The following is a 22,359-nucleotide window of genomic DNA, read 5'->3' as shown; positions in this document are numbered from 1 at the left end:
AACTTGGACTGCTTTCTGAAATAATTTTCGCTGGAATGCTGTCAAATATCGAACAGCGGGCTTACGGACTGGTCTTCATGCACACGGATAATCGCTTCACCCAAAAGCGGAGCTACAGACAATTCAACCAGTTTTTCACTTTTTCGTTCTTCCGGAATGTTAATGGAATTGGTCGCCACCAGTTCTTTAATCGGGGAATTGTTAATCCGTTCAATTGCCGGCCCGGATAAAACCGGATGTGTGCAGCTGGCGTACACTTCTTTTGCGCCGCTTTCAATCAACGCTTTTGCCGCAAGCGTAATCGTGCCTGCCGTGTCAATAATATCATCAATAATGATGCAAATTTTCCCGTCCACATTTCCAACAATATTCATCACTTCGGCCACATTCGGGCGCGGGCGGCGTTTGTCGATAATGGCGATCGGCGTTTTTAAACGTTCAGCCAGTTTGCGCGCACGGGTGACACCGCCATGGTCAGGGGAGACGACCACGATATCTTCCGCCTGAAATCCTTTATCTTCAAAATACTTTGCAATAATTGGAACGCCCATCAGGTGGTCAATCGGAATGTCAAAAAACCCTTGGATTTGCGGGGCGTGCAGATCGAGGGTAATGACCCTTGTTGCACCCGCTGTTACGAGAAGGTTCGCCACCAGTTTTGCGGTAATCGGTTCACGTGCACGCGCTTTTCTGTCCTGCCGTGCATATCCGTAGTAAGGGATCACAAGATTAATGGTCCGCGCCGACGCCCGTTTTAAAGCATCAACCATAATTAGAAGTTCCATCATATGTTCATTGACAGGATCGCTTGTCGACTGTATCACATAAACATCGCAACCGCGGATGCTTTCTTCAATATTGATCTGGATTTCCCCATCGCTGAATTGTGAAACGGAACATTTTCCAAGTTCAACTCCGACAACGTTGGCAATTTCCCTGGCAAGTTTCGGGTTGGAGTTCAGGGTGAAAATCTTTAAATTCGGATCTAAATACTGGTTAGACATGATGGACCTCCAATTATTGTTGTTTATGTTTTAACTTCTGGACATAATTTTCCTTGTTCACCTGGCGTGCGCGCGCAATCGACAATGCTTCGCCCGGTACATCGTCTGTAATGGTCGAGCCTGCTGCAATATAAGCATTTTCCCCGACCGTAACCGGCGCAATCAGATTGGAGTTGCACCCGACAAACGCGCCGTCTTCAATAACCGTTTTAAATTTATGTTTCCCGTCATAATTCACTGTGATCGTGCCGCAGCCGATATTGACACCTGCCCCGACTTTCGCATCGCCGATGTACGTCAAATGGGATGCTTTGCTGCCCTTACCGACGGTTGATTTCTTCACTTCCACAAAATTGCCGATCTTCGCTTCATCGGAAATCGAGGAGTCCGGCCGGATATGGGCGTACGGGCCGACATGGACAGAAGCGCCAATTTCACTATTTTCCGCAACAGACTGCCTGACTTCTGTTCCGTTTCCGATCACGCAATCTGTAATGTCGGAATTCGGGCCGATTTTGCAGTCTTCCCCGATGACCGTTTTGCCGGACAGCTTTGTCCCCGGGTAGATCACCGTATCCTGCCCGATTTCAACATCCGCTTCAATGTAAGTTTGCCGAGGGTCGAGGATGGTCACACCGTTTCGCATATGGCGTTCGTTGATGCGCTTTCTCATGATCCTTTCCGCTTCCGAAAGTTGCACCCGATCATTGACACCTAACGTTTCTTCGATACTTTCTGTCTTGTAAGCCACAACTGTTTCCCCTTGCGATTTTAAAATGCCTACGACATCAGGAAGATAATATTCGCCTTGAGCATTGTCGTTTGAAACATGTTTCAATGCTTCAAAAAGCGCCCGATTGTCAAAGCAGTAAACGCCTGTATTGATTTCCTTTACCTGCTGTTCTTCGGGGCTCGCGTCTTTATGTTCGACAATTTTTTCCACGAAGCCTGCCGCATTGCGGATGATCCGTCCGTATCCGGCAGGGTCGGGGGCCGTTGCTGTTAAAATGGTCACTTTTGCCTGTTTCCGTTCGTGTTCCTCAAACAGAGCCTTTAAGGTTTCCGCCTGAAGGAGCGGCGTATCCCCGCAAACCACCAAGGTAGTCCCGTCCTTGTTGCCGAGAACCGGTTCTGCCTGCAGGACGGCATGCCCTGTGCCCAGCTGTTCTTCTTGCAGGACAAAAGCAGTTTTTCCTTCCAGGCAGGAGCGGACCTGTTCTGCACCATGCCCGATAACCGTCACAATCTTATCCGTTTCAAGCTGTAAAACTTGGTCTGCAACATGTTCAACCATGGGTTTTCCGCAAACAGGATGCAGCACTTTGTACAATTTCGACCTCATGCGAGTACCCTGGCCGGCAGCCAAGATTACAGCGAATCTGTTTGTCATTTATGATCCCCCAATAAACCTTATTATCCATAAAAAAATATATCGTAAATAAGGACATATTTCAAGGAAAGGCAGGAAATTACAATTATTGGGAATGTTGGAGCAAGGACGGGGGGGAATTGTTAGCCCTTTCTATTCATTTAAATCCCATACTTTGTTTGCATTCGAAAATAACGTTTTCAAGTCTTCCTTATTTTCCATAATGACTTTCTTGGCTATCGCGTCACTTTTATCTACAGGTTCCAGTTTTTCATTCACATAAATTTCATAGGCTTCTCCATTTTCTTGCAACCGAACCCCGTATTTATAACCGCCTGTCATGGTTGGCCAAATGATCAAATCTTCCATTTTATCTTTTTGGTCCTCACGGGAAACAGCCAGGTTCCCAGTGAAGCTTAAATAATCAGGCTTTTTCACGCTGTACGTATAGTTGCCTTTCCGTATCGCGTGCGTTCCCCATTTATTTTTCGGTACGGCTTTAACGTATTTATGATATTGGATGGTCGTGATCGTGAACCAGCATAAATTCCATAATACAAACAATGTAATGACGATGATAAAAATATATTTTAATCGAAATTTCCTTTTCATAAATTCACCACTCTGTTGCCTTGTTTTTTTAATGTTTCATCGTGCGTCACAAGTATAATGGTTTTACCCTGTCTATTCAGTTGTTTTAAAATGTCTAATACAGCTTCTGCATTTTTCTTATCAAGAGAACCAGTCGGCTCATCGGCAAGGATGATATCGCATTTTTTTAACATTAATCGTGCCAGAGCTACCCTTTGTTGTTCTCCTCCAGATAAAGTAAAGACTTTTTGATTTATTTTATTTTTTAATCCGACTAACGCCAAAGCTTCTTCCATTGATAGGTTCGTTTTGCAGGGACAATAAAATAAATTTCTTTTTTCAATGGTTTGTCTCTTAATTCTGTAATTTGACTTGATAAATAGTGAAAAGCATTGCTGTTGGCTAAAATTCCCGGGTAATGTAAAAAGTTTGAAATATCTGCCAATAAAATTGCGTTGAATTTATCATAAAATTGTTTGTAGAACTTATATTGTACACTCGCACTTTTTTCCAGCGTATTATCGGAAGAACTATTGTTATCAGTAATTTTATAATCCAGTTGGGTGTAATAATAGTCACGATGACGCTCAAAAAATGGTTTTTGTTTGTAATATTGATAAGCGTCATACACCACAGCAATATTGCTGGAAATGATAATGATTGTCATGACCGTAGTTGCTAATTTTAAGACATAATTCATGGATAATAATTTTACGGACCCCCTGGCGTTAGAAAAAGCTTCCTTTAAATTGAAAAAATATAAATTTAAATAAATTAGGGCATTCAATATAAGTAAAATCATAAACATGAGCAGGGAAAGGCGAAACATAAAGAAAACACATGTAAGTTTGGAGAGAACAAAGTAAACTAACAGAAATAATAATATATAGAAACATGTATCTATCACGATATTTTTCCAAACCATACTGCTTATTTTTTCTCCCAAAGTAAACCGGATGATATTTTCTTTTTTCTGTAACATGCAGTCATAAAAAGTTAGCAATAATATTACACTGATCACGAGCAACCATATAAGCAGGGCTTCATTCCTTAATTCGTTGCTTTTAAAACCCTCTTGGGGAAAGTTGCCGGCATATTTATCAATTAAATCGATTTTAAACTGCTTAATATTTTTTTTGCTTCCAATGAGATAAAATGGATTGAAACGATCAATTCCGTTGATATTTTTCAGATGGTGAAAATGGAACACCATATCTTCAAGAAATAGGCTTTTGTATTTTTTTTCAGATATGTTGAGATGACGTTTTATGTATGGCTGGACGCCGGTTGTTCCGTAAATATCAAATTCAGTAAGAAAAGTAGTACGAGGGGAACTGGCGTAAGTAAACACTTCAACATGATTACGGTTGGCGGAATCGATGATATCGTGTATCATTTCTTTCTCTGTTGTGTTCGGCTGCAAATACAGGGTCGTATGATCAAATGGGGTGTAAAAATCATTCAGATAAAAGACGTGACTTTCACTAATAATCATCATGCCTGTAAACAGCAGAAAGAAGCTGATCGTAAATTTAACCGTTTTCAAAACTACCCCTCCGTAGCAATAAATACCAACCATTCATTGTTAAACCCGAAGTTGTACGAGCTGATTCATCTATCCTTTTGTTGCGCTTGATCTTTAGGCTGCGGGGAGGGGCTTGTTGCAGACTGGCTCCGTCCAGTGTACGCTTAGAGTCTGATTGTAATGTTATCAAGCACCCGTCCATCACAACCAGAACAATAACCCGTACAGGCTCATTTATCATTTGGCTGCCTCTCCTTCTACCATATTAACATACATATGAAAATATTTAATCGGTTATGTGAAAATCCTATCCGTGCAAGGCTGCCAAATAGGTCAACGAGGGCAAAAAAGAAGAGCCTTACTGTTGAAGTAGGCTCTTGTTGCAAAAATCTATCAGGACGCGCCAGCTTCTTCAAATTCCACTTGGTCCAATTCCCCTAAACGGTGATATTCCGACAAGACTGCATCATGAATCTTACTGCGCGTACCCGAATTAATGGGATGGGCAATGTCTCTGAATTCGCCATCCGGCGTCCTTTTGCTCGGCATTGCAACAAACAAGCCATTGTTGCCATCAATCACCCGGATATCGTGAATGACAAATTCGTTGTCCATGGTAATTGACGCAATCGCCCTCATCCTGCCCTCCGTATGGACACGGCGCAGCCTTACATCCGTCACTTCCATTCTTTCACCACCTCAAAAGATTTAGGATCATCTTTATTATTCAACACCCTTTTAAAATTTCCTTCTTTTTCAGGAAAAAATTCTAAAATTTTTCATAAGGTGAAAAAATGGAAGCGCATAAAGATCACGGAATAAGCGCAATCACTTCAATTTCGACGCCGGCATTTTTCGGAAGCCTTGCCACTTCAACGCAGGAACGCGCCGGTTTATGGTCCGTAAAATAGGAGCCATAGACATCGTTTATTTTGGCAAAATCGTCCATGTTTTGAATAAAAACTGTCGTTTTGACAACCGTATCAAAAGAGGCCCCGGCTGCCTCAAGCACCGCTTTTAAATTTTCCATTACCTGGCGGGCCTGCGCTTCAATGCTGCCTTCCACAAGCGTGCCGTCCGGTCTTAGCGGAATCTGCCCCGAACTGAAAAATAAATTTCCTGCTACAACGCCCTGTGCATACGGCCCGATTGCCGCAGGCGCCTGATTTGTTGAGATGGTTTTCATTCCTTTAATCCCCTCCGAACAAGCTGACTTTTGAAAAATAATTCCCTTCCACTACTTTGATCTGCTGACTGCGGACATCGACATCCCTTAATTTCACAAGCGACACATAATCATCGACAAGCCGTTCTTTCGTGTCTTCCGATTCAACCAAAACGCCGATGCCCGAAACGGAAGCATCGAATTCTTTCAGCAAGTTGATCATGCCGTTAATCGTTCCGCCTGCTTTCATAAAATCATCGACAATTAAAACGTTTGCGCCTTCCCGCAGGCTCCTTTTCGAGAGGACCATCGTCTGGATCCGTTTCTGCGATCCGGAAACATAGTTAATGCTGACAGTCGGTCCTTCCGTCACCTTGCTGTCATTGCGGACAATCACAACCGGAACATTTAAATAAGCCGCTGTTGCCATTGCAATCGGGATTCCTTTTGTCGCGACCGTCATAATCGTGTCAATCTCCCTGTCCGCAAATGCGGTTGCCAAAAGCTTCCCGACTTTGCTGACGACCTGCGGGCTGCCGATCAGGTCTGTCATATACAAATAACCGCCCGGCAAAAGCCGGTCCGGATTCTCCATCAGCGTGCAAAGTTCGCTGATGGCCTCTTTTGCTTCCGCCCTGTCTGTGCGCGAAATAAATTTAACGCCACCCGCCGCGCCGGGAACCGTCTGCAAAGTCCCAATGCCCCTTTTCTCGAATGTTTCTTTGATAATCGTCAAATCTTCACTGATGGAAGATTTTGCAGACTGATAACGATCGGCAAAAAAACTGAGGGAAACGAGAATCCTTGGTTTTTCCAACAAATAATGTGTCATATCTACAAGACGTTCACTTCGCCGAAATTTCACGTCAAAAACCCCCGTCACAATCCGGTCTGTCAAAAATGCCGGTCCCGCTCTTCTTCGTACCAAATCGCACGGCGGCTCCGGAAACACGGATTCAATAACATTAATATACCGCATTTTTTTCTTTTTGAAAACAAAAATCCGTACAATCACTATTTTATATTTAAAATTGTTCGCGTTCTCCAATCATTCTGACAGCAAATACCTGGCCGCAAAATCCCCGGAGGCCGTTATAAATCCGCTGCAGCCGCGAATCGTGCCGCACAAGCCCGAATACTGTCGGGCCGCTTCCGCTCATTAAAACGAGATCCGCTCCGAAACGCTGCATCTGTTTTTTGATTTGCGCCACTTGCGGGTACGCCTTTAATGTGACACTTTCCAGCACATTTCCCGCATGCTTGCATATGCCGGCATAATCACGGGTATAGAGGGCAGCGATCATGCCGGGAATATCTGGATGCACCACTTCATTTAAGTCCAGTTGGCGGTAAATTTCTGCTGTCGACACGCCGATGGACGGTTTCGCCAAAATGACCCAGCAGTTTGGCGGTGCTGGCAGCTTTGTAATATTTTCTCCCCTTCCTTTTGCGAGCGCAGTGCCGCCGTATACGCAAAACGAGACATCCGACCCGATTTCGGCGCCGAGTGTTGCAAGTTCATCTAAGGAAAGGCCGAGATTCCAGAGCGTATTCAGGCCGCGGAGAGTAGCTGCCGCATCACTGCTGCCCCCCGCCAGCCCGGCAGCCACTGGAATGACTTTGTCAATCGCAATCTCGACCCCCTGCCTGACGCCGCACCGCGTTTTCAGAAGCCTTGCAGCCTGGTACGCCAAATTTCTCTCATCATCCGGCACAAACCGGTTTTGCGACACAATTTTAATCTCCTGATCGTGCCGCTCCGAGAGCTCGATATGATCTGCAAGGTCAATGGTTGTCATGACCATTTCCACCTCATGATAGCCATCCTCCCGTTTGCCAAGCACATCGAGCGATAAATTAATTTTTGCCGGTGCCTTGACCAACAACTTCAAATCCTTCACCTACTTCCAACATCCAATCCAGCCGTATTTCCTGCTTCATTTTTCTTATTCTAACATAACGCCCAGCAAATATTTACATCAAAACGCAAATTTCGTAGAACAATAAAAATCGAAATATTGCCTCATGCATCATCCAAAATATGCAAAAGCTGTGGAAATTGTGGTAAAGCCGCCAACTTGTTCAAAGGACGAACATTCGAATATGCAAAAAGCCGGGGAAATTCCCCGGCCCGGCGCCATGCAGTAGTCGCAAAGATTGTCAGGAGTTGCCCGATTGTTTTTCCGAAGCAAGGTGCTCTTCAGCCAGTTCAATGGCACGCTTTACCATATTCCCGGCATCCCGGGCTTTGATGCCGCCCCAACCTTCTTCTTGGACGACATCATAAAAGCCGAGGTCTTTCGCCAGTTCTTCTTTAAAACGTTCAGACATAATCCCTCTTCTTCGGCCCATTAGATAAATTTCCCCCTTTGACGGGAAAGGCAAAAAAATCCCCGCCTTCCCTTTCATTTGGTTGTTATATCCCTGCATGCGCCTCTTTGTAGTATGTACGAAACAAGGTTAGAATATGAAAAAAGCAGCAGCAGGATCATTCCCGCTACCGCCTATAAAATAGAAAACAGCAAACATATGTCTGCTGCCGCTCATCAAACCTCTTGTTGTTTATCCATAAAAACAAGCTGTACTGTTTCTGTCAGGACATCTGCATAGCTGTAGGAAACACGTTCAAAAGCATTTTCCTCCTGGTCTAATTCGATGACAAAAACCGCTGGGTAAGTTTCTGCCAAAACACCGGAACGTTCAATCGTCTTTCTCCTGCCACCATTGGCTCTTAACATTAATCTTTTTCCCAAGTTTGAATCCAAGGATCTTTTAATGTCTGTTAACGTTTTTGGCATTTCGCTCCACCTCACTAGTCTCAATTATAACACAGCTTGCGCTTCCGGTCAAATAAAACATATATTTTATCAGTGATCAAGCCGGTCTGTCAACCATTTTTCATTGCTTCCCTGCCGTTTTTCCAAGGTGAAGGTTTGCATGTTCAGTGTATGGGGCTGCCTTGGGGAAATGTACCACTGATCCAGGCCCATATTCTTATCAATAGGATATGCCAAATGCAATCGAATTATGTAAAATTCTGCAGCCCGGCCCATTTTTAAGGAACCGGGATGGGACCCCGTCAGTCCTCATCCATTGGCTTATACGGCATCCCGGTCCGCAGCACGCCCTTTGTTTCCACGCCTCCCAGTCCTTTTTGCCCTGTCAGTGTATTGCGGAGCACATCCCAAACATTCACTTGTTCCATAAACGAGGTATAACAGATCTTGGCCACAATATAGACCGGATCAAGCGCATGAATATTCACCCGGAGCGGAGAACTGGCAAAATTGGCGCCGGCCTGGATGAGCGATTCAAAATGGGACTGGCATGCGCCTGCAAAAATGACGAGCTGATCCAAATTCGGCACCTTTTTCCTTGCTTCCATCACGGTTCTGACAAAAGATTTTGAATGGCGGTATGCATTTAAATCTGCTTTTTTCCCCTTTGATTTGGAATAGGCATCATGGCCGGTAATCACCAGAATATTCGGCCGGTATTGGTCAAGCAGCGCATGGATGCGAACCGGCATTTCTTTTTCGTAACAATGGACGCCGTAAACTGTCACGCCGATTTTTTCATACAAGTTCATGCATTTTTTTAAATAATGAGGATCGCCGTCCAAATGCAAAACTCTTCCCGGTAGCTGGAAATAACTCAGTTCCTCTTTATAGCCGTGGGTGGCCTCGTACTCGCGTTTTTCCTTCATCAGTTCGATGTCCTGTTTAAACAGTTCAAATGACTGTTCTTCCAAAGAACGAAACGCCTGCGTAATTTTCGATCTTTCCGCAGGGCCAAGGGTGACTAGGTCTTCAAACGGGGCATCCGCGATCAGCCGGACGTCCTCCCCGTACAAAACAGCCACTTTCCGCCCGTTCTGCTCCTGTATATCAATGACCCGGAATAAAATATCACAATTGTAAGACTTCCTTCCAACAATTGCGTTGAGCCTTGCTTCCATTGCCGTCAACTCCATTTGTATCCATCTCTCGCCTGCATAACACTATATATGCACTGCCTTCGGAAATGGTGAAAAAGCCGGGGGAAGCGCTCCCCCGGCTGATGCGACATTTAGGATGATGTGTGAAAAATGGGAAACAAGGCATTGCTTAATGCGGCAAATTCCTCGAGGCTGAGCGTTTCCCCCCTTCTTGACGGTTCAATTTTAAGCTGCTCGAGTACGGAAAGGAGTGTCTCTTTCTTGTCTTTTCCGCCGGGAAGGCCAGCAGTCAAATTATTGATCAAGGTTTTCCGCCGCTGGGCAAAGGAAGCTTTTGCCACCTGAAAAAAGAACGCTTCATCTTTAACCTCGACTTTCGGTTTGTCCCTTTTCACAAGCTTTACCACGGCGGAATCCACATTCGGCTGCGGCATAAAAACCGTTTTCGGCACAATCATCGCCACTTCCGCCGTCATATAATACTGGATGGCAATGGAAAGCGTGCCGTAGTTTTTCGTGCCGGGAACCGCCGAAATCCGGTCGGCCACTTCTTTTTGCAGCATCACGACCATGCCGCGGATCGGATACAGGCCGGTGACAAATTTTAATATGATCGGGGTCGTCACGTAATACGGCAGATTGGCGACAACCATGATATCGTTTATGCCGGCAAATTCCGTTTCCAGCACTTTTCCAACATCGGCCTTTAACACGTCTTCATAGATCACGTTTACATTCGGGTACGGCGCCAGCGTATCTTTCAGGATCGGGGCAAGCCTTTTGTCGATTTCAAAGGCCACGACTTTTTTGCTGCGGCGGGCGAGATGTTCCGTGAGCGCACCAATGCCGGGACCGATTTCAACAACGCCGGACTCTTCCGTTAAATCCGCCGTATCCGTAATATTCCGCAGAATGTTCGGGTCAATTAAAAAATTTTGGCCCAGGCTTTTTTTAAACGAAAATCCGTACCGGTTTAAAATCGCTTTTGTCCGGATGGGGGTGGCAATGTCTTTTTGCAAGTTGATTCCTCCTGTAACACTTTCATCAGAGCATCCCGGAACGTTTCTTTATCGATTTGGAACACCATCAGCCGCTTATGGAGCTGCTTGCCGTTCGTGTATCCGATTTTTAAAAGTTCCCCGATTCTTGCCCTTCTTTGTTTCGCCAGCGGGCCGGCAATCAGACCGGCAGCCATTAAATCATCCCTTGTGATGACTTCCGGCACGGCTTCCTCCATTTGATGCGCCTCCCGTAGCGCTTGCCGGATCGCCGCAGGGTGGGCATGTTCAACCCCGATTCCCCGGTCCTCGGGCGCCCGTGCCTCCTGTTTGGCCAAAAATGCGTGTTTGCAGCCGGGCACTTTTTCCGCGATCGTTTTGCGGATTTTTTCGCCGGGAAAATCAGGATCGGTGAAAATGATGGCGCCCCTTTTTTCCTGGGCAAGGCGGATTTTTTCAATCGTACTTTCCGAAATGGCCGACCCGTTTGTTTCAATCGTGTCGGCATCGAGCGCCCGCTTAATGGCCGCTGTGTCGTCTTTGCCTTCCACGACAATAACCTCTTTTAATTTTGCCATGCGGATAAAACTCGCTTTCTATGCATGATCTTTTATTCTAAACAATTTTTCTGCATTTAACATCGTCTGTTCGGCAACTTTTTCAAAAGGAATGCCTTTAATTTCCGCAATCTGCTCAGCGACCAGTTTCACATATGCCGGCTCATTGCGTTTCCCGCGGTACGGATGCGGGGCAAGATAAGGGCAGTCCGTCTCAACCAAAAGCTTTTCAAGCGGGACCTCGGCAACTACTTCTTTCGGTTTTTTTGCATTTTTAAACGTCACCGGGCCGCCAAGTGAAATGTAGAAATTCATTTTGATGCATTCTTTCGCCGTTTCCGGGCTGCCGCTGAAACAGTGCATAATGCCGCCTGCTTCCTGTGCATTTTCCTCTTTTAAAATTTGCACACAGTCTTCTGTCGCTTCCCGGTTATGGATAATAATGGGCAAATCAAGCTTTTTGGCGAGCCGGATTTGCCGCCTGAACACTTCCTGCTGTACCTCTTTCGGCGATTTATCCCAATGATAGTCCAGCCCGATTTCGCCGATCGCCACCACTTTCGGATGATGGGCAAGAGATTCAATCCAGTCCAGGTCTTCATCTTTCATGTCAATCGCATCAACCGGGTGCCAGCCGATCGCTGCATACAGAAACGGGTATTGGTCAATCAGCGCCATCGCTTTTTGGATGGTCGGCCTGTCAAACCCGACGACCGTCATCTTTTCCACACCGGCTTCCCGTGCTCGCGCGATGGTGGCTTCTAAATCGTCTTTGAACGCTTCATCATTGATATGCACATGGGTATCAAATAACATCTTTTTCACCTCAAATTCTTCACGTTTGTTTTCACATATGATCGGGAAAAACATCTATTTTTCCTGAAAAGTAAAAGAAAAACATAGAGAGATCCGTCGAAATTTGTTCCACGTGAAACATCTCTATGTTTTTCATCTCATCTGGTCCCTTTATTTGACAATCGCGCCGAGCGGCAGGCTTTCATCAATGGTTGCCAATGACAATATGCCGTCTTTTTCGCCTGCGAGAATCATGCCTTGTGACCATTCACCGCGCAATTTGACAGGTTTCAGATTGGCCACGACAATGACTCTGCGCCCGACCAGTTCTTCCGGTTTGTAATATTCCGCAATGCCGGAAACAACCTGGCGCTGTTCATCTCCAAGGTCAAGCTGCAGTTTCAACAGTTTGTCGGCTTTTTTTACCGGCTCACAAGCGGTTACTTTTGCGACACGTAATTCCACTTTTGCGAAATCATCGATCGTGATCCCGGCTTTTGTGTCTTCCGCTTTCGCTTTTTCTTCTTTCGTTTCTTCTTTTTTCGGAGCCGCACCTTGCATTTGCGATTTGATAAACTGAATTTCTTTTTCCATATCGAGACGCGGGAAAATCGGCTTGCCTTTTTTCACAACCTTTGTGCCTTCCGGAATGCTGCCGAATAAGGACAGGCTTTCCCATGTATGCAAGCTCTCATCCGTAATGTTCAGCTGGTCAAAAATTTTCTTTGGCGTTGATGTCAAAAACGGCTGTAAAAGGATGGCGATATGGCGCAGCGACTCCGCCAAATGGACCATCACTTCGGCAAGATCCGCCCGTTTGGTTTCATCTTTTGCCAATGTCCACGGAGTTGTTTCATCAATATATTTGTTTGTACGGCTGACAAATTCCCATAAAGAAGCGAGTGCAACCGAGAACTGCATGTTTTCCATCGCATCTTCGTATTTTTTCACAGCCTCTTTATATGCGGTCACAAGCTGGATGGAATACGGATTGTGCGAACCGGCAAACGTTGGAATGACACCGTCAAAATACTGGTTCATCATCGCAATCGTACGGTTCAGCAGATTGCCCAGATCATTGGCGAGGTCAAAATTGATCCGTTCCACAAACCCTTCCGGCGTAAAAATGCCATCCGCCCCAAACGGCACTTCACGCAGCAAGTAATAGCGGAGTGCGTCGAGCCCGTACCGGTCAATCAAAGTAACCGGGTCAATGACATTCCCTTTTGATTTCGACATTTTTCCGTCTTTCATAAGGAGCCAGCCGTGTGCAAATACTTTTTTCGGCAGCGGAAGGCCAAGCGCCATCAGCATAATCGGCCAGTAAATCGTATGGAAACGAACGATTTCCTTGCCAACAAGATGGACGTCAGCCGGCCAGTATTTCCGGTAGTTCGAATCGTCATCACTACCGTAACCGAGTGCTGTAATATAGTTAGTCAGGGCATCAATCCAGACATAGATGACATGTTTCGGATCCCCGGGCACTTTTATCCCCCAGTCAAACGTTGTCCGCGATACAGCAAGATCCTCAAGCCCCGGTTTGATGAAGTTATTGATCATTTCATTTTTCCGGCTTTCCGGTTGAATGAAATCCGGATTTTCCTCATAGTATTGCAAAAGCCGGTCGACATATTTCCCCATTTTGAAAAAGTACGATTCCTCTTTTACTTTTTCTACTGGTCTGCCGCAGTCCGGGCATTTGCCGTCCACAAGCTGGCGTTCCGTGAAGAAGGATTCACAAGGCGTACAGTACCAGCCTTCGTACTCTCCCAAATAAATATCGCCTTGGTCAAGCAGCTTCTTGAAAATCTTTTCCACTGCCTTTTTGTGGCGGTCCTGGGTCGTGCGAATAAAATCATCATTGGATATTTCGAGTTTTTTCCATAGATCCTGGATGCCGGCGACAATTTCGTCGACATATTGCTGCGGTGTCACGTCTTTTTCCTTTGCTTTGCGTTGGATTTTCTGGCCGTGCTCATCCGTGCCGGTCAGGAACATGACGTCAAACCCGCGCAGCCTTTTATAACGGGCCATCGCATCGCCTGCAACGGTTGTATAGGCATGGCCGATATGTAAATTTCCGCTCGGATAATAGATCGGCGTTGTGATATAAAAAGTTTTCCGTTTCTCTTCCAAACCAGCCTCCACCTTTCGATAACATTAGACATTTCTTTTGCACATTTCGCGCGCTGCTTAGAACTTCTAAACAATAAGTATAAAACTTTTCGTGAAAATAAGCAAAAACGTGGATTTTTGAAAAAAAGGCCCATATATTCAGTATACCGCATCAACAGGATGCATTGCATCTTTATGGCGCCCGGTACAGCACATTATCCATTATAGACGGCATTCCGCCGGTTTAACCGGTGCAAGGGCCGTGACTTTTATCCTTGTCGAAAAATATTTTAAACAAATTTGTTTTTTTATTCCAATTTATCTTCTATAATACAATTAGATAGGTTGTATAGTTTTTGAAGATTCAGGGGTATTCGCCAGTTTTCGATAGATATAGAAGGTCAGCATTTGTGCAACCGGGTTTGGTATCAGGGTTTTGTACAGGTTCACATTTACTTTAAGGGAGGAAAGCGTTAATGAAATCAACAGGCATTGTACGGAAAGTCGACGAGCTCGGCCGTGTTGTCATTCCAATTGAATTGCGGAGAAATCTTGGCATTGCTGAAAAAGATGCATTGGAGATTTATGTCGATGATGACAAGATCATTTTGAAAAAGTACAAGCCCAATATGACCTGTCTCGTTACCGGGGAAGTCTCGGATGACAATCTCCAGCTGGCAGGCGGAAAAATTGTTTTAAGCCGTGAAGGCGCAGAATTGCTGATGCAAGAAATTAAAGAAAATTTTCATTTGGAAGATCAACCGGCTGAAGAAAATGAACAGGCAAAAGACGAAGCAGATCCATTCGCATCCAAACCTGAGCCGGAACCGGAACCCCGCTGAAACGCGGGGTTTTTTTAAGCCTTGGACAGATCTTTGTTGCCAAATATCCTCCCTAGGTTTTTAATTCACAGTTCGTGATAGATTTGGTAGACTTCCCTTTTTGGCAGTTTCCGGTCTTTTGCCGCAAGCTTGATCGCTTCTTTTGCCGGCAGCTGTTTTTGCTGCATATAGGCTTCCACATGCTCCTTAACGGATAGCGCCGTCCACCAGAAATCGTCGTCTTCTTCCCCTGTTTCAGGGCTACCTTCCACAACCAGGCAGAACTCGCCGCGCACTTCATTGTTTTCGACCCATTCCACCGCTTCTTGAATCGTCCCCCGCAAAAATTCCTCAAATTTTTTCGTCAGCTCACGGCTGATGGAAATTTGTCGCTCACCCAGCACCTCCGCCATCATTTGCAGCGTATGTTTCAGCCGGTGCGGTGCTTCATACAAAATGAAAGTGGACGGAATTTTTGCGAGCCGTTCCAGTGCCGCCCGCTTTTCCTGCTTTTCCCGTGGCAGAAAACCGTAAAACGTAAACGGCTGCGGTGCAATCCCAGAAGCAATTAACGCCGTAAGTGCCGCGTTTGCGCCTGGAAGCGGCACAACAGGGATCCCTTCGCGAATGCAGGCAGTGGCAAGCTCATAACCCGGATCCGAAATGCACGGCATGCCTGCGTCGCTTACAAGGGCAATCTTTTCGCCGCGCGTAAGCCTCATGATTAAATCGCGTGTGCTCGCTTCTTTATTATGTTCGTGATGACTTACAAACGGCGTGTGAATATCGAAGTAGCTGCACAACTTTTTGCTGTTTCGCGTATCTTCAGCAGCAATCAAATCGGCTTCTTTTAAAATGCGCACCGCCCGGAATGTCATATCTTCCAGATTGCCAATCGGGGTCGGGACCAAATAGAGAATCCCTTTATTTTTTTCATCCTGGAAACTTTGCTGCCTGTGCAAGGTCGACACCTGCCTTCTCCAAAAATCGCTCTTTTTCCCGGCGTGAAAGCTTTTTAAAAGCATATTCCGCTTTCATGGCCTCGCTTTTTGTCGCATATTCCTGAAAATACAAAAGCTTGACCGGTGTCCGCGTTCGCGTATACTTGGCGCCCCGGCCCTCGCTGTGTTCGCGGAAGCGCCGTTTTAAATCAACGGTATACCCGCCGTAAAAACTGCCGTCACAGCATAGAAGCACGTAAAAATATGATTTAGTTTTTGTTTCCATACAGCAATTCTTTCACTTCTTCCGTATATTCGCCATCCTGCCCGTACACGAACAACGGTGGGAGAATCTTTAAATCCGGTTTTCCGTCTTTTATGCCTTCCACCAGAATCGTATTCGCTTCTTTGCCTGCTTTCGGATAAACAAACCGGAGCCGTTTTGGTTCGAGACGGTGTTTTTTCATCAACGTAATCAAGTCGACCAGACGTCCCGGGCGGTGCACAAACGCCGCTTTGCCGCCCTGCTTGAGCATCCTGCTGCTGACTTTTACGACATCTTCCAATGTACAAAAAATTTCATGGCGGGCAATCGCAAAATGCTCATTTTCATTTTGAATATTCTTCGTCTGCGAAGGAAAATAAGGCGGATTGCACGTTACCACGTCAAATTTGCTGCAGCCGAGCACATCCGGCATCTCCTTCAAATCGCCGTGAATGATCCGGATCCTGTCCTCAAGCCCGTTATAAGCGACGCTTCTTTTTGCCATATCCGAGAGGCGTTCCTGAATTTCGACCCCGGTAATCTCCGCTTTCGTACGGTTGCTTAATAAAAGCGGGATTACCCCGTTCCCCGTGCACAAATCAAGCACTTTCCCTTTTTGGATCGGCAGCCATGCAAACTTTGCCAGAAGCACCGCATCCAATGAAAAAGCAAACACGGACGGGCTTTGCACAATCCTTAAATTTTCCGCAAGCAAATAATCCAATCGTTCGTCTCCTGATAATGTCACCATACCCTGTAGCCTCCAAAAACAACGGCTGCATAAAACAGCCTTCCCGGTAAAAGGAAGGCTTTTCATCTTGGACCGTTCGTTACTTCTTGTTCAAAAAGGAAAGGCAGAACAGGCAATCTTCCCCGTTGCGTGGGCTGCCGAAATGGACATTGCAAATATGGAAGCCTTCCTGATAAAGGCGGGCCAGATTGTCGTACCCTTCGCCGATATCAAGAAGCGTCTGCGGCACGCCCTTTTCCTTGATTTTCCGGACAATCTCGGCCGGTTCCTCATGCGAATCTGTGCCTTCCCCGCCGGATTCGGGCTGCAACTGGCGCCTGAAATAGTCATTCTGAATTTTCAAAATGCTGTTTTCTTCAATGACTTCCGTCAAATCCCGTTTCAGTTCCCCCAACTTTTCCTGGAGCGCCCCGATCTGCACTTCCATTTGCTGTATCGCCTCAAATAATTCTTTCCTATCCATCAGTTCTCCACCTCATTAATCCGTGGATTGAATTGACACAACATCCGCACTTAAAAATTCTTCCATCGTATACTCAATCGTACGCCCCTGGCTTTGTAATTCAATTTGCAAAACGCGTTCCAAAATGTTCAGGCCGGTCACTTTTCCGGTTCCGTAAGGCGTTTTCACCATTTCCCCGACATCCGGAAACGCTTCTTTTACCGCTTCATATTCATCATTCTCATATTTCAGGCAGCACATGAGACGTCCGCAAAGCCCAGAAATTTTCGCCGGATTTAATGACAAATTCTGGTCTTTTGCCATTTTGATCGATACCGGCTCAAAATCACCCAAAAACGTGGAACAGCACAGCATCCTGCCGCAAGGACCGATGCCGCCAAGCATTTTGGCTTCATCCCGCACCCCGATTTGGCGGAGTTCGATCCTTGTCCGGAAAATGGACGCCAAATCTTTTACGAGCTCCCGGAAATCGACACGCCCGTCAGCGGTAAAATAAAAAATAATCTTATTCCGGTCAAATGTATACTCCACATCCACCAGCTTCATCTCAAGCTGGTGTTCCGCAATTTTTTTCATGCAAATCCCATATGCTTCTTTTGCTGCCGCTTTATTTTCATCCACTGTCATATGATCTTTCTGGTCGGCAATCCGGATGATTTTTTTCAGCGGCAACACGACATCATGTTCCCCGACAACTTTGGGATTTGTCACAACAAAGCCATACTCAATGCCGCGCGCAGTTTCGACGATGACGGCATCATTTTTTTTAACGGGAAAATCGCCTGGGTCGAAATAATATACTTTGCCGGCTTTTTTAAACCGGATTCCTACTACGTTAAACAAAGGCCGTTCCCCCCTGCAAATTTAAAACAAGCTGTTCCATGAGCAGCTGTTGATTGACATTGGCACCCAATTTCTTTTTTGCATCAAGAATGGCTGCCAGTTTTTCAGCCAGAGAACGCGGGGAGCAGGAAAGAATATCTGCAGAAAGACGGTTTAGCTGATCGGGATAAACGACATCTTCCTGTTTTCCCAGATGGATGGAAAGAAGATCTTTATAAATCCATATCAACAGATCCAACCCGAGATCCAGTTGATTTTTTTCTTTAAAATGCCCAAACCACGCTTCCTGCAAAAAAACCATTGCGTGGGAAGGTGATTTTGAAAGGGTTGTATACAATTTTAACACGATTTTTCGGGCTTGTGCAAACCACTCATCTTTGCTTAAATCAAGCGCTTCTTCCAAGTGGCTTGTCATATGGGAAAGAAGCGGGGCCAAATCGGGGCTGACCCCGTTTTCAATCAGCTGTTTTTTCAGTATGGCGGGTGGGACCGGCTTGAATGAAACAACCTGGCAGCGGGATAAAATGGTCGGCAGGATCCGGTGCAGCTGGGTTGTCATCAGCACAGCCGTCGTACCAGGATTCGGCTCTTCCAGAAACTTCAGCAGGCTGTTGGCGGCGCCTGTTGACATTTTTTCAGCGTCTACAATCATATACAGTTTCCGTTTCGACTCCACTGCCCGTTTGGAAAACTCCTGCTGCAACGCTTTAATCTGCTCCTTCTTGATCGAAAGGCCGTCCGGTTCAACCAGATGAACGTCAGGATGGGTGCCGTGGCTGATTCTTAAGCAATTCGAACAGCTTTCGCATGGGAAAAAATCATCCACAGGCTGCAGGCAAAATAATGTTTTCGCCAGTAGCTGTGCAGCTTCTTTTTTCCCTGTGCCGCGTCCGCCTTCAAATAAATAAGCATGCGCCATCCGGCTGCGCCTGATGCTGTGTTTCAGCAAAGTTGCTGCAACAGGCTGAATACTTTCAAATGCTTCCCATGTCATGGCTTCTTCCACTCTCTTAAGTATATAAATTAATCAGCAAACCTTTTACCTCGCCGATTTTCCCCAGTATATCGAGAGCGGGCTGCTCTTTTCTGAGACAGGCGTCGGTAAGATCCGCCAGTTTTTTGTCTATGGTTTCCACTATATTCAATTTGCGGCTTTCCCCGAACCGGTCGAAGCTTTGTGACTGTTTATTTTTCATCCCGTATTCGACAGTTTGCTTCACAAATTGTTTTACAAGCGACTTGAATTTGGACAAATCTTTAAGATTGCGCGAACGGGCAAGTCGGCTGCCGGCTTCGTCAATTTGCGACAATAGCTGGTGAAATTCATTCATTTGCAGCTTTTCCCTGCTTGTGTCCATCATTTCGGCAAAATTTGTTGTGCCCGTTACCATGCTTTTTGCTTCGCGGGCCGTTTTGTCCAAACCAATACGCAAATCCTGTTGTATTTTCAATCCCTTATTCCCCCGTTAAAACTGGTGAAATTCATCTACTGGCAGGACAAATACTGTCGCGCCCCCCACTTCGATTTCGACCGGATACGGGATGTAGCTGTCGGCATTTCCGCCCATCGGTGAAACCGGGGTAATAAACTGTTCCCTCGATTTGCAATTTTCCTTAATGACCTGCAGCGCTTTATTGACACGAATTTCTTCCGTCCCAATCAGAAAAGTCGTATTGCCTGATTTTAAAAACCCGCCTGTTGATGCAAGTTTTGTCACACGAAAATTATGATCAACCATGGCTTTCATCAACCGGTTGCTGTCCTGGTCCTGTACGACTGCGACGATCAGTTTCATTTTTTCCCCTCCTGAATTTTCAACCGTATATTTATCCCTCATTATATCATCTTCCATTTACCGTTATATATGAAATTCTGCTCCTGTATGTGAATTTCCTTTTATCCGAGGAAATTTTTCCCGTAATGTCGGAAAATGGCGTCCAGCACTTTTTGCAAAGCGGTATGATATATATATTCTACCTCTTTATTGGCATCAATGGCATGTATTCTCTCCGGAAACCGTTTTAACAATATTTGGAACCCTTCTCTTACCTTTCTATGGAAGTCGATGGCTTCCAGATCAAGGCGGTTTACTTCACGGTTGTGATTTTTGGCAATCCGGCTGAGGCCTGTCTCTGCTTCTACATCAAAATAGAGCGTCAAATCCGGCAGCAGCCCGCCCGTTGCAAACTGATTGATCCGGTATACTTCCTCTATCCCGATTCCTCGCGCATAGCCCTGGTACGCGAGCGAACTGTCAATAAACCGGTCACACAGGACAATGCGCCCCTGTTCTAGTGCCGGCAAGACCTTCTCTGCAAGATGCTGGCGACGGCTTGCCGCATACAGCAAAGCTTCCGTCCGCGCATCCATTTCCGTATTTTCCGGGTTCAAAATGATGTGCCGAATCTGCTCGGCAATTTTAATGCCCCCGGGTTCCCGCGTCAACACAACGGGATAGCCGTTTTCCTTTAAGTGTGCGGCAATCATCCCGGTAATGGTCGTTTTCCCCGCACCCTCAGGTCCTTCTGCTGTAATAAAAATTCCTTTCATGTTCTCTCCCTCTCTATTTATAAACTGCCAGCCTGTTTTCAAAAAACGGAGCATCCGCGTGAAACCTTGCCCCGCAAGCGCGCAGTTGTTGGATTTGGTAAATATGGGCGTCTCTAACCTGTTCACCCGGCACAAGAAGCGGCACACCGGGCGGATACGGCGTAACCATTTTTGCCGCAATCCGCCCCTTCGCTTCTGCAAATGATACCCATTCTACCTCTTTTTCTTCCATTTCATCATAAGCAAGGTGGAGTTCCGTTAACCCATGCAGGACGTCCAAGCCTGCTGTTTCCATCCGGCTATATCCGGACGCCTGTTTTTGCTCCACCCGTTTCAGCAGGGATTCATTCTCGGCTTGTGGAGATACTCCGGACAGTGCTGCTTCGATCCGCCCGGCAGCATCCTCATACGGAAAAGGCATACCGTTTTTTAAAAGCGGCAGCACAAAGACAACCCGTTGTAAATCCGCCATTTCTGTGTACACACCGGCACCTTCAAGCACGGACTGAAGTTTGAACCCGGAGAGGCCGGGAAATGTCGCCAGCAATTTCAGCGGATCCTGCCCCTCCTTTTTCTCCCATTTTAACATCTTGCTGAGCCGCGCGGAAAATTGCTCCCTTTGTGTCAGGGTATAGCAGATATCTTCACGGCTGAAATTGGCGGCATACCACCTTGCGTAATCGAGCGACATCATAATGGGATACGACGGGCTGCTCGATTGCAGTGCCGATAAATAGAATCCAAGTCTTTCAAACGGAAAATGCGGCGCACGGATATGTAAAAAAGACCCCATTGTCATAGCCGGCAGCATCTTATGGGCAGACTGGACAGCGGCATCTGCCCCCTGGTGAAGCGCCGTCTCCGGAAACGGGGAGCCAATCTGAAAATGCGCACCATGGGCTTCATCCACCAACACATAAGCGCCGTTTTGATGTGCGATGTCAGCCACAGCCCGCAAATCGTAGGTGATGCCATAATAAGTCGGATAAGTCAAAATACACGCTTTCACGTCCCGGTATTTCCTGAACGCCTGTACAAATAATCTTTCTGAAAATCCTGCCGGCATTTGGCGTTCCTTATCGATTTCAGGAAAAACAAAAACCGGATTTGCCCTGGCAAGCCTGAGGGCATGCAAAACCGATTGATGGCAGTTCCGGTCCACAAGCACACGATCCCCCGGCCGGCATACAGAAAGGATCATGGCGAGGTTGCCAACGGTGCTTCCGTTTACGAGAAAATAGCTCTTTTCACTGCCGTAATAAGCAGCCAGCAAATCCTGTGCTTCTTGAATGGCTCCTTCAGCATGGTGCAAATCATCCAGCCCGGACAATTCTGTTGCATCATATTGTAAAAAAGACGCGCTTTCTTTTAACAACGGCTCAATCAACAAGCCGTTTTTATGCCCCGGCACGTGGAACGAAACGGGATTTTTATGTTGATAGCGGCATAGCGCTTCAAATAATGGCATTCGATTTTGATCCATCTCCGTACCCCTTATCATACGGAGCCGCCTGTAAAAACCGGCCCCGAGTTTACTTATTCTATTTTACTATAAACGGGTAAAAGCGGGCAGGAAATGGGTGATTGGTATGTGTCAAGTTTTTCTCGACAAGGTTTAAATATCGGGTATTCCAAGACACTCTTTTTGTACACTTTCGGCTACCG

At 46.1% G+C, this 22,359-nt stretch carries 26 protein-coding genes and 1 pseudogene; 1 reads left to right on the top strand and 26 read right to left on the bottom strand.

Translation table 11 applies throughout. The features are described 5' to 3' along the window. Window positions 1-41: 41 nt before the first annotated feature. The 16 genes from P9687_RS11725 to metG all read right to left on the bottom strand — a co-directional run bounded on the left by P9687_RS11725 (window position 42) and on the right by metG (window position 14,080). Window positions 42-1,004 (bottom strand): ribose-phosphate diphosphokinase, encoded by a 963-nt coding sequence (locus tag P9687_RS11725; RefSeq protein ID WP_026684016.1) that lies wholly within the window; start codon window positions 1,002-1,004, stop codon window positions 42-44. Window positions 1,005-1,017: 13 nt separating this feature from the next. Further along, entirely contained in the window at window positions 1,018-2,394 is a 1,377-nt protein-coding gene (glmU, locus tag P9687_RS11720) for a bifunctional UDP-N-acetylglucosamine diphosphorylase/glucosamine-1-phosphate N-acetyltransferase GlmU (RefSeq protein WP_104851060.1), read from the bottom strand. Window positions 2,395-2,526: 132 nt separating this feature from the next. Beyond that, window positions 2,527-2,985 (bottom strand): hypothetical protein, encoded by a 459-nt coding sequence (locus P9687_RS11715; protein ID WP_104851059.1) that lies wholly within the window; start codon window positions 2,983-2,985, stop codon window positions 2,527-2,529. Further along, on the bottom strand, window positions 2,982-3,260 hold the full coding sequence (locus P9687_RS11710; protein ID WP_272870390.1) for an ATP-binding cassette domain-containing protein: 279 nt from the start codon (window positions 3,258-3,260) through the stop codon (window positions 2,982-2,984). The genes P9687_RS11715 and P9687_RS11710 overlap by 4 nt, the downstream gene beginning before the upstream one ends. Then, a complete protein-coding gene (locus P9687_RS11705) occupies window positions 3,239-4,510 on the bottom strand; it encodes a hypothetical protein (protein ID WP_014096574.1) in 1,272 nt (423 codons plus the stop codon). Before P9687_RS11705 ends, P9687_RS11710 begins: the two co-directional genes overlap by 22 nt. Window positions 4,511-4,882: 372 nt before the next feature. Next, complete coding sequence (gene spoVG / locus P9687_RS11700) at window positions 4,883-5,176, bottom strand: septation regulator SpoVG (RefSeq protein ID WP_014096576.1); 294 nt, start codon at window positions 5,174-5,176, stop codon at window positions 4,883-4,885. Between the two features lie 124 nt (window positions 5,177-5,300). After that, entirely contained in the window at window positions 5,301-5,675 is a 375-nt protein-coding gene (locus P9687_RS11695; protein ID WP_014096577.1) for a RidA family protein, read from the bottom strand. Window positions 5,676-5,679: 4 nt separating this feature from the next. Beyond that, a complete protein-coding gene (purR, locus tag P9687_RS11690) occupies window positions 5,680-6,519 on the bottom strand; it encodes a pur operon repressor (protein WP_041818259.1) in 840 nt (279 codons plus the stop codon). A gap of 160 nt (window positions 6,520-6,679) precedes the next feature. Beyond that, window positions 6,680-7,546 (bottom strand): 4-(cytidine 5'-diphospho)-2-C-methyl-D-erythritol kinase, encoded by an 867-nt coding sequence (gene ispE, locus P9687_RS11685; RefSeq protein WP_014096579.1) that lies wholly within the window; start codon window positions 7,544-7,546, stop codon window positions 6,680-6,682. A 268-nt stretch (window positions 7,547-7,814) separates the two neighbouring features. Further along, window positions 7,815-8,006: a small, acid-soluble spore protein, alpha/beta type gene (locus tag P9687_RS11680; RefSeq protein WP_026104557.1), complete on the bottom strand. Its 192-nt coding sequence runs from the start codon at window positions 8,004-8,006 to the stop codon at window positions 7,815-7,817. A gap of 194 nt (window positions 8,007-8,200) precedes the next feature. Then, on the bottom strand, window positions 8,201-8,452 hold the full coding sequence (gene veg, locus P9687_RS11675) for a biofilm formation stimulator Veg (protein WP_013857992.1): 252 nt from the start codon (window positions 8,450-8,452) through the stop codon (window positions 8,201-8,203). Window positions 8,453-8,733: 281 nt separating this feature from the next. Beyond that, window positions 8,734-9,612, bottom strand: a complete 879-nt coding sequence (gene yabG, locus P9687_RS11670) for a sporulation peptidase YabG (RefSeq protein WP_014096581.1) — start codon at window positions 9,610-9,612, stop codon at window positions 8,734-8,736. Window positions 9,613-9,722: 110 nt separating this feature from the next. Next, entirely contained in the window at window positions 9,723-10,610 is an 888-nt protein-coding gene (gene rsmA / locus P9687_RS11665) for a 16S rRNA (adenine(1518)-N(6)/adenine(1519)-N(6))-dimethyltransferase RsmA (protein ID WP_014096582.1), read from the bottom strand. Continuing rightward, a complete protein-coding gene (gene rnmV, locus P9687_RS11660) occupies window positions 10,565-11,167 on the bottom strand; it encodes a ribonuclease M5 (protein ID WP_014096583.1) in 603 nt (200 codons plus the stop codon). The genes rsmA and rnmV overlap by 46 nt, the downstream gene beginning before the upstream one ends. 18 nt (window positions 11,168-11,185) lie before the next feature. Beyond that, window positions 11,186-11,962 carry a TatD family hydrolase gene (locus tag P9687_RS11655; RefSeq protein WP_199772162.1) on the bottom strand — a complete coding sequence of 259 codons (777 nt, stop codon included), beginning with the start codon at window positions 11,960-11,962 and terminating at the stop codon, window positions 11,186-11,188. Between the two features lie 150 nt (window positions 11,963-12,112). After that, the gene (gene metG / locus P9687_RS11650; protein ID WP_260832189.1) at window positions 12,113-14,080 is read right to left on the bottom strand and encodes a methionine--tRNA ligase; all 1,968 of its coding nucleotides are present in this window, start codon (window positions 14,078-14,080) and stop codon (window positions 12,113-12,115) included. 455 nt (window positions 14,081-14,535) lie between these two features. Here metG and P9687_RS11645 point away from each other — a divergent pair. Then, window positions 14,536-14,796: pseudogene (locus P9687_RS11645) on the top strand (AbrB/MazE/SpoVT family DNA-binding domain-containing protein); the annotation flags it as partial. Between the two features lie 170 nt (window positions 14,797-14,966). Here P9687_RS11645 and rsmI read toward each other — a convergent pair. From rsmI to P9687_RS11595, 10 genes are all read right to left on the bottom strand, one after another. Continuing rightward, window positions 14,967-15,851 carry a 16S rRNA (cytidine(1402)-2'-O)-methyltransferase gene (gene rsmI, locus P9687_RS11640; RefSeq protein WP_017550881.1) on the bottom strand — a complete coding sequence of 295 codons (885 nt, stop codon included), beginning with the start codon at window positions 15,849-15,851 and terminating at the stop codon, window positions 14,967-14,969. Next, window positions 15,814-16,107: a GIY-YIG nuclease family protein gene (locus tag P9687_RS11635; RefSeq protein WP_014096588.1), complete on the bottom strand. Its 294-nt coding sequence runs from the start codon at window positions 16,105-16,107 to the stop codon at window positions 15,814-15,816. The genes rsmI and P9687_RS11635 overlap by 38 nt, the downstream gene beginning before the upstream one ends. Next, entirely contained in the window at window positions 16,091-16,837 is a 747-nt protein-coding gene (locus P9687_RS11630) for a tRNA1(Val) (adenine(37)-N6)-methyltransferase (protein ID WP_017550882.1), read from the bottom strand. Before P9687_RS11630 ends, P9687_RS11635 begins: the two co-directional genes overlap by 17 nt. Before the next feature lie 79 nt (window positions 16,838-16,916). Continuing rightward, the gene (yabA, locus tag P9687_RS11625) at window positions 16,917-17,300 is read right to left on the bottom strand and encodes a DNA replication initiation control protein YabA (protein WP_014096590.1); all 384 of its coding nucleotides are present in this window, start codon (window positions 17,298-17,300) and stop codon (window positions 16,917-16,919) included. 15 nt (window positions 17,301-17,315) lie between these two features. Then, window positions 17,316-18,143 (bottom strand): PSP1 domain-containing protein, encoded by an 828-nt coding sequence (locus P9687_RS11620; protein ID WP_013857981.1) that lies wholly within the window; start codon window positions 18,141-18,143, stop codon window positions 17,316-17,318. Further along, the gene (gene holB, locus P9687_RS11615) at window positions 18,136-19,137 is read right to left on the bottom strand and encodes a DNA polymerase III subunit delta' (protein WP_014096591.1); all 1,002 of its coding nucleotides are present in this window, start codon (window positions 19,135-19,137) and stop codon (window positions 18,136-18,138) included. The genes P9687_RS11620 and holB overlap by 8 nt, the downstream gene beginning before the upstream one ends. Before the next feature lie 16 nt (window positions 19,138-19,153). Further along, entirely contained in the window at window positions 19,154-19,594 is a 441-nt protein-coding gene (locus P9687_RS11610; protein WP_014096592.1) for a YaaR family protein, read from the bottom strand. A 15-nt stretch (window positions 19,595-19,609) separates the two neighbouring features. Beyond that, window positions 19,610-19,939 carry a cyclic-di-AMP receptor gene (locus P9687_RS11605; protein WP_013857978.1) on the bottom strand — a complete coding sequence of 110 codons (330 nt, stop codon included), beginning with the start codon at window positions 19,937-19,939 and terminating at the stop codon, window positions 19,610-19,612. A gap of 101 nt (window positions 19,940-20,040) precedes the next feature. Continuing rightward, window positions 20,041-20,694 carry a dTMP kinase gene (tmk, locus tag P9687_RS11600; RefSeq protein WP_035190701.1) on the bottom strand — a complete coding sequence of 218 codons (654 nt, stop codon included), beginning with the start codon at window positions 20,692-20,694 and terminating at the stop codon, window positions 20,041-20,043. Between the two features lie 13 nt (window positions 20,695-20,707). Continuing rightward, complete coding sequence (locus P9687_RS11595; protein WP_017550884.1) at window positions 20,708-22,177, bottom strand: aminotransferase class I/II-fold pyridoxal phosphate-dependent enzyme; 1,470 nt, start codon at window positions 22,175-22,177, stop codon at window positions 20,708-20,710. Window positions 22,178-22,359: the final 182 nt, after the last annotated feature.

Origin of the sequence: Weizmannia sp. CD-2023 (assembly GCF_036225245.1) — a bacterium.
Lineage (GTDB): Bacteria > Bacillota > Bacilli > Bacillales > Bacillaceae_C > Weizmannia > Weizmannia faecalis.
Note: the sequence above shows the minus strand (reverse complement) of the source record. Positions and strands in the feature narration are given on the sequence as shown.